Consider the following 11787-nt stretch of genomic DNA (forward strand, 5'->3'; position numbering starts at 1 on the left):
CCCTCATGAGCTTGTCGTTCTCGTCAACCCCGATCGTCGCGTCTTGCCTGCTGGCGCTGGGACTGCTGTCGGGATGCGCCACTTATCTGGAGGAACGTCGCGCCGACCGGTTGCTGGCGGACGGCCAGGTCGACGCGGGCCTAGCGAGCCTGGCCGAACTGGCGAAGACCGATCCCACCGGCTTCCGCCTGAAGTACATCCAGACCCGCGATGGCGTCCTGCGCGACCTTCTGCAGAAGGCGCGGCGTTTCGCCTCGCAGAAGAAGACGCAAGAGGCGCGGGAGACTTTCGAGGCGATGCTGCGGCTCGACCCGCACAGCGATGCCGCGCTCGCCGGCATCGCCGCGCTCTCCCGCGAAGCACGCGAATCCGAACAGATGGCGCGGGCGAAGACATCCCTGGACCAGGGCGACCCCGAAGCCGCGTTGCGCTCGCTGAACGAGCTGCTGCTGGAGAACCCCGGCCAGGCCGAGGCGCTGCGGCAGCGCCAGGACATCGAAATCGAACGCAACCGAGGCCTGGCGTCGGAGCCGGTGCTTGCCGAGTCGCTCAGGAAACCGGTGACGCTGGAGCTGCGCGACGTCGGCATCCAGACCGTGCTCGAAATCCTGTCCCGCACGTCGAACGTCAATTTCGTGCTCGACAAGGACGTCAAGAGCGACATCAAGACCACCATCTTCGCCAAGGACACCACCGTCGAGGACGCGTTGAACCTGGTGCTGCGGACCAGCCAGCTCAACAAGAAGGTGCTCAACGAATCGACCCTGCTGATCTATGCGGACATCGAGGAAAAGCGCAAGCGCTACGAAGACCTGGTGATGCGGACCTTCTACCTGAAGAACGCCGATCCGAAGAAGGTCCAGGAAATGGTGCGCACGCTGGTCGCGCCGCAGTCGATGTTCATGGACGACAGGCTCAAGATGCTGATCGTGCGCGACAAGCTCCAGGTCATCGCAGCCATCGAGCGCCTGATCGCGACCTACGACATGGCCGATCCGGAGGTGGTGCTCGAGGTGGAGATCCTCGAGCTCAATGAGAACGGGCTGCTCAATGCCGGCGTGCAGGTGCCCGATCGCCTGGCTGCCAGCGTCTACGGCAGGGCTGGCATGCCGGGCCAGCTGACGGTCGACGAGCTGAGGCATCTCGGCAAGGGCAACTTCCAGCTGTTCCTGCCGGACCCCCTGCTGGTGCTCCATCTGAAGCAGACCCGCAGCGATGCGAAGACCCTGGCCAACCCGCGCATCCGCGTGAGCAACCGGCACAAGGCCAAGGTCCTGATCGGCGACAAGGTGCCGGTGATCACCACGACGGTCAACCAGAGCTCCAGTGCGTCGACGGAGTCGATCAGCTACCTCGACGTCGGTCTCAAGCTGGAGGTGATGCCGGAGATCCACGTCGATGGCGAGGTGACGATGGCAGTCGATCTCGAGGTCAGCAATGTGGTCAAGGAGATCCGGTCCACCACGGGCCTGCTGGCCTACCAGATCGGGACGCGCAATGCGAACACGGTGCTGCGGCTGCGCGACGGCGAGACGCAGGTCCTGGCGGGCTTGTTGAAGGACGAGCAGAACCACAATGCCGCGGGCATTCCCGGCGTGGGCCAGGTGCCGGGGGTGGGGCGGCTGTTTTCCAATCAGACCTCCACCCATGGGCGCTCGGAAATCGTGCTGCTCATCACGCCCCGCATCGTTCGCGCGATGCCGACACCGCCGGCCCATGCGGTCGAGTTCGCTTCCGGTACCGCGGACAGCGCCGGCATCCGGCCCATGAGGCTCACGCCGGGCGGGCGCTACGGCGCCTCGGACTCGCAACCGGCGCAGTCCAGCCCATGAGCCCCAGCCGCGGATTCACGCTGATCGAGATGATGGTCACCGTGGCGTTGGTCGGTATCCTGGCGTCCGTGGCCGTGCCGCTGACGCAGATGGCCGTCCAGCGACAGAAGGAGCAGGAACTGCGGGCCGCGCTGCGCGAGATCCGAAGCGCCATCGATGCCTACAAGCGCGCGGGCGACGAGGGGCGGGTCCATCGTTCGGCGACGACCACGGGCTACCCGCCTTCGCTGGAAGCCCTGGTCGAGGGTGCGGCAGACCTGAAGGACCCGGGCCGTCGAAAGATCTTCTTCCTGCGTCGCGTGCCGCGCGATCCGATGAATGCCGACATGGCGCTGGCGCCGGCGGCCACCTGGGGCAAGCGTGCCTATTCGAGCGAAGCCGATCGGCCGATGGAGGGGGACGACGTCTATGACGTCCGCTCGCTCAGCAGCCGCGTCGGCTTGAACGGCCTTCCGTACGCGCAATGGTGACGCCGATGAAGCGCAGCCTCGGATTCACGCTGATCGAACTGCTGGTCGTGATGGCCATCGTCTCGGCCCTGCTCGGCATCGTTGCGCCCCGCTACATGCACAAGGTCGCGGTGGCCAGGGAAGCGGCCTTGAAGGAGAACCTTTCGGCGCTGCGCATCGGGCTCGACCAGTACTACAGCGACAGGGGAACGTACCCCGAGGCGCTCGGCGACCTGGTCGTCCGGCGCTATCTGCGCGCCTTGCCGCTCGACCCCGTGACCGAGCGCCGGGACACCTGGGTGCCCGCCATCCGGGAGGAAGAGGGCGGCAGGAAAGTCGTCCACGACGTGCGCAGCGGCGCGGCCGGCCATGCCACCGACGGCACGCCCTTCGCGTCGTGGTAGACGGCATGCGGCGCAAGCGTCAGCGTGGGGTCGGTTATCTGTTCATGCTGCTGGCGGTGGCGGTGCTGTCGCTCGGCATCGGCAAGGCGGTGGAGGTCTACACCACCTCGGCCCAGCGCGAGAGGGAGGCCGAACTCGTGCATGTGGGCGCCCTTTACCGCCAGGCGATCAAGGACTACTACCTGAGCGCACCGGGCGGACAGCACCGGTATCCGGCGCGCCTGGAAGACCTGTTGAAGGATTCCCGCCACCTGGTGACGCGGCGCTATCTGCGCCAGCTCTACGTCGATCCCATGACCGCGCAGGCGTTCACGCCGCTTCTCGCGCCGCAAGGCGGCGTCTGGGGCGTGGCCAGCAGTTCGTCGAAATCGCCGATACGCGCGAAGAGCCCGAACGAGGCGACCGTCGGGACCGGCTCGGCGCCGAGCTACCAGGATTGGCGGTTCATCTATGACGGCGCCTGATGCGGTGCGGACGTCATGTTTAACCTACTTGGTTTATTTTGGCTAGTAGGTTAGCATCAATGGAGAAGGGGACACCTCACTGCAAGCTCTCCTTGCGGCTGACGCATGCTGACTTCTACAAGAGCATGACAACGCATGCCCATCACCGCGTGTGGCAGGACGTGTATCGCCCGATGACAGTTGCAGGAGGGGTGTATCTGAAGTTGACCGTGATCGATGACGTGCTCATCGTTTCCTTCAAGGAGCTATGACATGAAATGTCCCAACTGCGGAGCGGCCAAGCTGGTTCATGACACTCGCGACCTGCCCTATACCTATAAAGGCGAGTCCACCGTGATTCCCCAGGTGACGGGAGACTTTTGCCTGGCCTGCGACGAGTCCGTGCTGGACGCTGCGGAGTCGCGGCGGACGATGCAGCTGATGCTGGCGTTCAACAAGCAGATCAATGCGTCGATCGTTGACCCCGGCTTCATCACGAGCGTGCGCAAGAAGCTGGACCTCGACCAGCGGGAGGCGGCGGAAATTTTTGGTGGCGGCGTCAACGCCTTCTCGCGCTACGAGAACGGCAAGACCAAGCCACCGCTGGCCTTGGTGAAACTGCTCAAAGTGCTCGACCGTCACCCTGAGTTGTTGCCTGAGGTCCGCGGCGCGTGAGTCGTCGAGATCCATCGCTGGTGTCCGTGCCATCATCGGGCATCGTCTGTCGACGATGACATCCTCCTTCATGGAAAGGGCGCTGCCGGATGGCTCGCGTGCGTGACCCGGCTGGCTACGACGGCCAGCGAGAAATGATTCTTTCGAATGCGGCGCAGCTGTTCGCACAGCGCGGCTATGCGGGCACCTCGATGAACGAGGTGGCCGCGGCCTGCGGCGTCTCCAAGGCCACGCTCTACCACTACGTGCGCGACAAGCACGATCTCGCCGTGCGCATCGCCGAGGAGCATGTGCAGCGCCTCGAAGCCGTGGTGGAAGAGGTGATGCGCGAGCACTCCACGCCCGAGGCCCGCCTCGCAGCGCTGATCCGCAGTTTCGTGGCCGAGTACGCGATGGCGCAGAACGCCCAGCGCGTGCTGACGGAGGACGTGCGCTTCCTGCGCGAGGAAGACCAGGCCCGCATCATCGGCGTCGAGCGGCGCGTGGTCGCGGCCTTCGCGCGCACCATTGCCGAGGTGCGCGGCGAGGATGCGACCAGCAAGCTCGGCAAGCCGATGGCCATGCTGCTCTTCGGCATGATCAACTGGATGTTCACCTGGATGAAGCCCGGCCGCGAGCTCGACCACGAGGCGATCGGCGAGATCGTCGCCGACCTGTTCTTCGGCGGCGTGCGGGCGGTGCAGCTGCCGCCCGCGCTGGCGGCGAAGGGCGATCGCGCGACCGCCGGCGCGCGCAAGCTGCGCTGAGGGCTCAGCCGCGCCGCGTGGCGATCAGCGGGCGCACGTCCGGCGACTGCAGGCGTGGCCGGTTCTCTTGCGCTGCGGCCAGCGGCTGCACCTCGACCAGGCTGGCGAGACAGCGGCGGGTGAGGTCCTGGTAGGTCCGGGTGCCTTCCTGCTTCCAGGCGATCTCTTCGTCGCCGAGCTGGCGCCGCACCCGGGCCGGCACGCCGGCCGCCAGGCTGCGCGCCGGCACCTTCATCCCGGCCGGCACGAAGGCGCAGGCCGCGACGATGGCCGATTCGCCGACCTCGGCCTCGTCCATCACCACCGCGTTCATGCCCACCAGCGCATCGCGGCGCACCACGCAGCTGTGCAGCACCGCGCCGTGGCCGATGTGGCCGTTTTCCTCCACCACCGTGTCCTGGTCCGGAAAGCCGTGGATCACGCAGTTGTCCTGCACGTTGGAGCCGCGCTCCAGCACGATGCGGCCGAAGTCGCCGCGCAGGCTGGCGCAGGGACCGACGTAGCAGCCGGGGCCCACGATGACGTCGCCGATCAACACCGCGGTGGGGTGGACATAAGCGTCGCGGTCGACCACCGGCACCACGCCTTCGAGGGCATAGCAGGGCATGAAATCGGCTCCGTACGGATTGGAAAAATGGGCGGCCCGCGCTAGCCTTCGGGTTAGCACCGAGGACCAAAGCTTGCGCGGGCAAGATCGCGAATCCTATAATCAACCGAACGGTCGGTCAATTATTAGAAGCGCCTTCCTTGGGACCGATCGCCAACCCAATCCCACACCCCAGCACCACGATGAACGAAGCTCTGGTACGCATCAGCCATTCGGGCGCCGTGCGCACGCTCCAGCTCAACCGGCCGGAAGCGCTCAACAGTTTCACCTCGCAACTGCATGCCGAGCTCATGGCCGCGCTGGACGAGGCGGCGGCCGACAGCACCGTGCGTTGTGTCGTGCTGGGCGGCTCGGGCCGCGCCTTCTGCGCCGGGCAGGACCTGTCCGACCCGATGGTCGCGCCCGACTTCTCGCCCGGCGCCGCGCCCAAGGACCTCGGCCGGGTGATCGAATCGCTCTACGCGCCTCTCGTGCTGCGCATCCGCTCGATGCCCGTGCCGGTGATCGCCGAGGTCCACGGCGTCGCAGCGGGCGCGGGCGCCAACCTGGCGCTGGCCTGTGACCTGGTGGTGGCCGGCCGCTCGGCCAGCTTCATCCAGGCCTTCACCAAGATCGGCCTGGTGCCCGACACCGGCGGCACCTGGCTGCTGCCGCGGCTGGTGGGCCCGGCGCGCGCATTGGGCCTGGCCCTGCTGGGCGACAAGCTGCCGGCGGCCGAGGCGGCGCAGATGGGCCTGATCTGGAAATGCGTGGAGGACGACGAGCTCAGCCTCACCGTCGAGGGCCTGGCGCACCGCCTGGCGGCGATGCCCGTGCGCGCGCTGGTGGCCACCCGGCAAGCCCTGGCCGATGCCCAGACGCTCGACCTGCCCGCCGCGCTGGCGCGCGAAGCCGCGCTGCAGCGCGAGCTCGGCGCCGCTGCCGATTACCGCGAAGGCGTGGAGGCCTTCCGCGCCAAGCGCCTGCCGCAGTTCAACGACCGTTGAGACCGAAAGCCCCATCGATGAGCGACCCCCACGCCCAGCAAACCGCCGAACGCGTGCGCGATGCCATGTTCGCCAACGACCGCGCCGTGCGCGGCCTCGGCATGGAGATCGAGGCCATCGCGCCCGGCCGGGCCGACGTCGCCATGACCGTGCGCGAGGACATGCTCAACGGCCACGACATCTGCCACGGCGGATTCATCTCGGCACTGGCCGATTCGGCCTTCGCCTACGCCTGCAACTCCTACAACGAAGTGACGGTGGCTTCCGGCTTCGGCATCGACTTCGTCGCGCCCGCGCGCCAGGGCGACCGCCTGGTGGCACGCTGCGTCGAGATCTCGAAGTCCGGGCGCACGGGCGTCTACGACACGGAGGTGCTGAACCAGCGCGGCGAGCGGGTCGCGGTGTTCCGCGGACGTTCCTACACACTCAAGGGCAAGCCGGTCGCACCGGCCTGAATGCAGCCCCCAAGACGCCAAAAGGAGACCCTTCCATGCCCGTGAAATGCCCCGCGCCCGGCGAGCTCGAGCCCATCGAAACCGCCAGCCGCGACGAGATCGCCGCGCTCCAGCTGCAGCGCCTGCAGGCCACCTTGCAGCGGGCCTACGACAAGGTGCCGCACTACCGCCAGGCTTTCGAGGCGCGCGGCGTGCATCCCGGCGACCTGAAGCAGCTGAGCGACATCGCGAAGTTCCCCTTTACCGTCAAGAAGGACCTGCGCGACCACTATCCCTTCGGCATGTTCGCGGTGCCGCGCGAGCAGGTGGCGCGCATCCACGCCTCCTCCGGCACCACCGGCAAGCCGACCGTCGTGGGCTACACCCTGCAGGACATCGAGCACTGGGCGAACCTCGTGGCGCGCTCGATCCGCGCCGCGGGCGGGCGGCCGGGCGACATCGTGCATGTGGCCTACGGCTACGGCCTCTTCACCGGCGGCCTGGGCGCGCACTACGGCGCCGAGCGCGCCGGCTGCACCGTGATCCCGATGTCGGGCGGCCAGACCGAGAAGCAGGTGCAGCTCATTCGGGACTTCCGGCCCGACATCATCATGGTCACGCCCAGCTACATGCAGGTGATCATCGAGGAGTTCCAGCGCCAGGGGCTGGATGCGCGCGAGAACTCGCTCAAGGTCGGCATCTTCGGCGCCGAGCCCTGGACCGAGGCCATGCGCCGCGAGATCGAGCACAAGGGCGGCATGGACGCGGTCGACATCTACGGCCTGTCGGAAGTGATGGGCCCGGGCGTGGCCAGCGAGTGCATCGAGAGCAAGGACGGCCCGGTGGTCTGGGAAGACCATTTCTATCCCGAGATCATCCATCCCGAGACCGGCGAGGTGCTGCCCGACGGCGAAGAGGGCGAGCTGGTCTTCACCTCGCTCACCAAGGAGGCGCTGCCGATCGTCCGCTACCGCACGCGCGACCTCACGCGCCTGTTGCCGCCCACTTCGCGCAGCTTCCGCCGCATGGGCAAGATCGTCGGGCGCAGCGACGACATGCTGATCATCCGCGGCGTCAACGTCTTCCCGACGCAGATCGAGGAGATCGTGCTGGCGCACGAGAAGCTCTCGGGCCAGTACCTGATCAAGGTCGGCCGCGAAGGCCACCTGGACCACGTGGAAGTGCGCTGCGAGCTGCAGCAGGGGGCCTCCGACATCCCCGACGACGAGTGCGACCGGATCGCGCAATGGGTGCAGCAGCGCGTCAAGACCCTCGTCGGCATCTCGACCACGGTGGTGGTGCAGCCCCCTCAATCGCTCGAACGCACGCTGACCGGCAAGGCCCGGCGCGTGCTCGACGAGCGCCCCAAGACCTGAAAAGCAAAGGACACGCCATGTACACCCAGGCCATGGACACCATGGGCAAGGACAAGGACGGCCCCAAGGCCGTTCGCTCGGCCGAGGAGCTGCGGCTGGAAGAGCGCTTCGACGAGCGCATCGATGCCGGCGGCTTCATCGAGGCCAAGGACTGGATGCCCGAGCACTACCGCAAGACGCTGGTGCGCCAGATCAGCCAGCATGCGCATTCCGAGATCGTCGGCATGCTGCCCGAGGGCAACTGGATCAGCCGCGCACCCACGCTCAAGCGCAAGGCCATCCTGCTGGCCAAGGTGCAGGACGAGGGCGGCCATGGCCTCTACCTCTACGCCGCCGCCGAAACGCTGGGCACCAGCCGCGACCAGATGCTGGACGCACTGCATGGCGGCAAGGCCAAGTACAGCTCGATCTTCAACTACCCGACGCTGACCTGGGCCGACATGGGCACCATCGGCTGGCTGGTGGATGGGGCGGCGATCATGAACCAGGTGCCGATCTGCCGCTGTTCCTACGCGCCCTATGCGCGCGCCATGATCCGCATCTGCCGGGAAGAAAGCTTTCACCAGCGCCAGGGCTACGAGGCACTGCTCACCATGATGCAGCACGGCACCGAGGCGCAGAAAGCCATGGTGCAGGACGCGGTGAACCGCTGGTGGTGGCCCTCGATCATGATGTTCGGCCCGCCCGACGACCAGTCGCCCAACAGCGCGCAGTCCATGCGCTGGGGCATCAAGCGCTTTACCAACGACGAGCTGCGGCAGAAGTTCATCGATGCCGCGGTCGAGCAGGCCAAGGTGCTGGGCGTGACCCTGCCCGACCCCGACCTGAAGTGGAACGAGGAGCGCCAGGCGCACGACCACGGGGCGATCGACTGGGCCGAGTTCTGGCGGGTGATCGGCGGCGACGGGCCCTGCAACCGCGAGCGCCTGGGCGCGCGCGTCAAGGCCTGGGAAGACGGCGCCTGGGTGCGGGAAGCGGCCCTGGCGCACGCGGCAAAGCACGAACGAGCAGAAAGGTTGGCAGCATGAGCAGCGTTGAAGAAGGCACCTTGCCCTCGCCCGGCGAGGGGAGGGCCGGCGCGGGATCGGGCACGGAAGCGCCGAAGGCCGCCGCAGCCGCAGGACGCGAGTGGCCCCTGTGGGAAGTGTTCGTGCGCAGCAAAGCCGGCCTGGACCACAAGCACTGCGGCAGCCTGCACGCCCCCGACCCCAAGATGGCGCTGCAGATGGCGCGCGACGTCTACACCCGGCGCCAGGAAGGCGTGAGCGTGTGGGTCGTGCGCTCCGACCAGATCGTGGCCAGCGATCCGGGCGACAAGGACATGTACTTCGACCCGGCGGAAGACAAGGTCTACCGCCATCCCACGTTCTACGAGTTGCCGAAGTCGGTCGACCACATGTGAGCCGAAGCGAGTCATGCAAGCATCCATCGAACTCGACCGCCGCGCCGACGTGCAGTACCTGCTGCGCATCGGGGACACCTGCCTGATCCTCGCCCAGCGCCTGGGCGAATGGTGCGGCCACGCGCCCATCCTGGAAGAGGACATCGCCATGACCAACATGGCGCTGGACCTGGTGGGCCAGGCGCGCGCGCTCCTCACCCGCGCAGGCCAGCTCGAGGGCCGCGCGCACGACGAGGACCAGCTGGCCTTTCTGCGCGACGAGCGCGACTACTTCAACGCCACGCTGGTCGAGCTGCCGCGCGGCGACTTCGCCTTCAGCGTGCTGCGCAACGCGATGGCCGCGACCTTGCTCAAGCTGCTGTGGGAAAAGCTCGAAGACTCGAGCGATGCCGAAGTGGCCGCCATCGCGGCGAAGGCGATCAAGGAGGCGCGCTACCACCAGCAGCATGCGGCCGACTGGGTGGTGCGCCTGGGCGACGGCACCGGCGAATCGCATGCGCGCATGGAGGCCGCGCTGGCCCAGCTGTGGCGCTACGTGCCCGAGCTCTTCGCGGCCGATGCCGTCGACGAAGCGGCGCGCGCCAGCGGCCTCGGCCCGGCCTGGTCCGAGCTGCGCGAGGCCTGGTTTGCCGAGATGGCTTCGGTGCTCGACGAGGCCACGCTGGCCATGCCGGCCGAGTCGGCCTTCATGAGCACCGGCAAGCGCGGCGTGCACAGCGAGCACATGGGCTACATCCTGGCCGAGATGCAGTACCTGCAGCGGACCTATCCGGGTGGGGTGTGGTGATGAGCGCATTGCGCACGCTCGAAGCCGAGGAGGCCCGCATCGCGCGCGCCTGGGACGTGCTGGGCACGGTGCTCGACCCCGAAGTGCCGGCGCTGTCGGTCTGCGACCTGGGCATCGTGCGGGAGGTGCTGCCGCGGGAGGATGGCCTGGAGATCGTGCTCACGCCGACCTATTCCGGCTGCCCGGCCACCGAGGTGATCGAGCGCAGCGTGCTCGAAGCCCTCGACGCCGCGGGACTCGGCCCGGCCCGCGTGACGCTGCGCCGCGCCCCGGCCTGGACCACCGACTGGATCAGCGCCGAAGGCAGGCGCAAGCTGCGCGAGTACGGCATCGCACCGCCCGGCGCGGCGGCCTTGCCCGGCGGCGCGGTGCCCATTCGCCTGGTGCGGCGCCAGGCTGCCGCGCCGGTGGCCTGCCCGCATTGCGGCAGCGCCCACACGGAGCGTCTTTCGGCCTTCGGCTCCACGGCCTGCAAGTCGCTCTACCGCTGCCTGGATTGCCGAGAACCCTTCGAACACTTCAAGCCGATATGAGCGTCATCTTCCACCCGCTGCGCGTGCGCAGCATCGAGCCCGACACTGCCGAGGCGGTGGTCGTCTCCTTCGACGTGCCCGAGGAACTGCGCGGCGTCTTCGGCTTCACCCAGGGCCAGTACCTCACCCTGCGCAAGGAGATCGACGGCCAGGACCTGCGCCGCTCCTATTCCATCTGCGCCGGGGTCGACGACGGCGAGCTGCGCGTGGGCGTGCGCAAGGTGCAGCAGGGCATGTTCTCCAACTGGATCAACACCAGCCTCAAGCCCGGCGACACGCTGCAGGTGATGGCGCCGCAGGGCCGCTTCTTCGTGCCGATCGAGCCGGAGGCGCGCCGGCACCACGTGGGCATCGCGGGCGGCAGCGGCATCACACCCATCCTGTCGATCATGAAGACGGTGCTGGCGCGCGAGCCGCAGTCGCGCTTCACGCTCATCTACGGCAACCGGCAGCTGCGGTCCACGATGTTCAAGGAGGAGATCGAGGACCTGAAGAACCGCTACATGACGCGTCTGTCGCTGCAGCTCGTGTTCTCCGACGAGCACACCGACGTGCCGATCAACGCGGGCCTCATGAACCGCGAGAAGATCGCCGAGTTTTTGCAGGGCCTGGTGCCGCCCGGCAGCATCGACCACGTCTATGTCTGCGGCCCCTTCCAGATGAACGACGAGGCCGAGGCCGCGCTGCTGGAGGCCGGCGTGCCCGAGGAGCGCATCCACATCGAGCGCTTCGGCCTGGCCCAGTCGCCCACCGGCACCGTCGGCGCGGTGGTGCACGAGCCGCAGCCCGGCGATGCCGAGACCGCACGCATCACCATCGTGCGCGACGGGCTGGCCCGCGAGATCCCGTTCACCAAAGGGCAGCCCAGCATCCTCGATGCCGCGTCCTCCGCCGGCCTGGAGGTCCCATACTCCTGCACCTCGGGCGTGTGCGGCACCTGCCGCGCCAAGCTCCTGGAAGGGGAAGTGCGGATGGAGCGCAACTTCGCCCTCGACAAGAATGAGGTCGCGGGCGGCTTTATCCTCACCTGCCAGGCGCATCCCCTGACCGAACGCGTGCGGCTGTCCTTCGACGAACGCTGAGCGCGAGCGATTTATCAACTACCGGAGACTG

16 protein-coding genes are annotated in these 11787 nt (G+C 67.6%); 15 read left to right on the top strand and 1 reads right to left on the bottom strand.

All coding sequences use genetic code 11. The features are described from left to right. The first annotated feature begins 5 nt into the window (after positions 1-5). The 7 genes from AC3A6Y_RS25065 (at position 6) to AC3A6Y_RS25095 (ending at position 4549) form a co-directional block, all read left to right on the top strand. Entirely contained in the window at positions 6-1832 is a 1827-nt protein-coding gene (locus AC3A6Y_RS25065) for a hypothetical protein (protein ID WP_487870950.1), read from the top strand. Then, positions 1829-2302, top strand: coding sequence for a type II secretion system protein (locus AC3A6Y_RS25070; protein ID WP_487870951.1), 474 nt, complete (start codon positions 1829-1831; stop codon positions 2300-2302). The genes AC3A6Y_RS25065 and AC3A6Y_RS25070 overlap by 4 nt, the downstream gene beginning before the upstream one ends. Before the next feature lie 5 nt (positions 2303-2307). Next, positions 2308-2685 (top strand): type II secretion system protein, encoded by a 378-nt coding sequence (locus tag AC3A6Y_RS25075; protein ID WP_487870952.1) that lies wholly within the window; start codon positions 2308-2310, stop codon positions 2683-2685. Positions 2686-2690: 5 nt separating this feature from the next. After that, complete coding sequence (locus AC3A6Y_RS25080) at positions 2691-3149, top strand: type II secretion system protein (RefSeq protein WP_487870953.1); 459 nt, start codon at positions 2691-2693, stop codon at positions 3147-3149. Positions 3150-3208: 59 nt separating this feature from the next. Then, positions 3209-3400 (top strand): type II toxin-antitoxin system MqsR family toxin, encoded by a 192-nt coding sequence (locus AC3A6Y_RS25085; protein WP_487870954.1) that lies wholly within the window; start codon positions 3209-3211, stop codon positions 3398-3400. A 1-nt stretch (position 3401) separates the two neighbouring features. Beyond that, positions 3402-3803 (top strand): type II toxin-antitoxin system MqsA family antitoxin, encoded by a 402-nt coding sequence (locus tag AC3A6Y_RS25090; RefSeq protein ID WP_487870955.1) that lies wholly within the window; start codon positions 3402-3404, stop codon positions 3801-3803. An 89-nt stretch (positions 3804-3892) separates the two neighbouring features. Beyond that, positions 3893-4549: a TetR/AcrR family transcriptional regulator gene (locus tag AC3A6Y_RS25095; RefSeq protein ID WP_487870956.1), complete on the top strand. Its 657-nt coding sequence runs from the start codon at positions 3893-3895 to the stop codon at positions 4547-4549. Positions 4550-4553: 4 nt separating this feature from the next. Here AC3A6Y_RS25095 and AC3A6Y_RS25100 read toward each other — a convergent pair whose 3' ends face one another. Continuing rightward, positions 4554-5156, bottom strand: coding sequence for a phenylacetic acid degradation protein PaaY (locus AC3A6Y_RS25100; protein WP_487870957.1), 603 nt, complete (start codon positions 5154-5156; stop codon positions 4554-4556). A gap of 182 nt (positions 5157-5338) precedes the next feature. Between AC3A6Y_RS25100 and AC3A6Y_RS25105 the strand changes: the two genes are divergently transcribed. The 8 genes from AC3A6Y_RS25105 (at position 5339) to paaE (ending at position 11756) form a co-directional block, all read left to right on the top strand. After that, positions 5339-6142, top strand: a complete 804-nt coding sequence (locus AC3A6Y_RS25105; protein ID WP_487870958.1) for an enoyl-CoA hydratase-related protein — start codon at positions 5339-5341, stop codon at positions 6140-6142. A gap of 17 nt (positions 6143-6159) precedes the next feature. After that, the gene (gene paaI / locus AC3A6Y_RS25110) at positions 6160-6597 is read left to right on the top strand and encodes a hydroxyphenylacetyl-CoA thioesterase PaaI (protein WP_487870959.1); all 438 of its coding nucleotides are present in this window, start codon (positions 6160-6162) and stop codon (positions 6595-6597) included. A gap of 35 nt (positions 6598-6632) precedes the next feature. Next, the gene (paaK, locus tag AC3A6Y_RS25115) at positions 6633-7952 is read left to right on the top strand and encodes a phenylacetate--CoA ligase PaaK (RefSeq protein ID WP_487870960.1); all 1320 of its coding nucleotides are present in this window, start codon (positions 6633-6635) and stop codon (positions 7950-7952) included. Between the two features lie 17 nt (positions 7953-7969). Continuing rightward, complete coding sequence (gene paaA / locus AC3A6Y_RS25120; RefSeq protein ID WP_487870961.1) at positions 7970-8980, top strand: 1,2-phenylacetyl-CoA epoxidase subunit PaaA; 1011 nt, start codon at positions 7970-7972, stop codon at positions 8978-8980. Positions 8981-9087: 107 nt separating this feature from the next. Beyond that, positions 9088-9354: a 1,2-phenylacetyl-CoA epoxidase subunit PaaB gene (gene paaB / locus AC3A6Y_RS25125; protein ID WP_487871179.1), complete on the top strand. Its 267-nt coding sequence runs from the start codon at positions 9088-9090 to the stop codon at positions 9352-9354. Between the two features lie 13 nt (positions 9355-9367). Continuing rightward, on the top strand, positions 9368-10141 hold the full coding sequence (gene paaC, locus AC3A6Y_RS25130; RefSeq protein WP_487870962.1) for a 1,2-phenylacetyl-CoA epoxidase subunit PaaC: 774 nt from the start codon (positions 9368-9370) through the stop codon (positions 10139-10141). Further along, complete coding sequence (gene paaD, locus AC3A6Y_RS25135) at positions 10141-10674, top strand: 1,2-phenylacetyl-CoA epoxidase subunit PaaD (RefSeq protein ID WP_487870963.1); 534 nt, start codon at positions 10141-10143, stop codon at positions 10672-10674. The genes paaC and paaD overlap by 1 nt, the downstream gene beginning before the upstream one ends. Then, entirely contained in the window at positions 10671-11756 is a 1086-nt protein-coding gene (gene paaE, locus AC3A6Y_RS25140; RefSeq protein WP_487870964.1) for a 1,2-phenylacetyl-CoA epoxidase subunit PaaE, read from the top strand. The genes paaD and paaE overlap by 4 nt, the downstream gene beginning before the upstream one ends. Positions 11757-11787 lie beyond the last annotated feature (31 nt).

This window comes from Variovorax sp. Soil_C_17, from assembly GCF_057657265.1.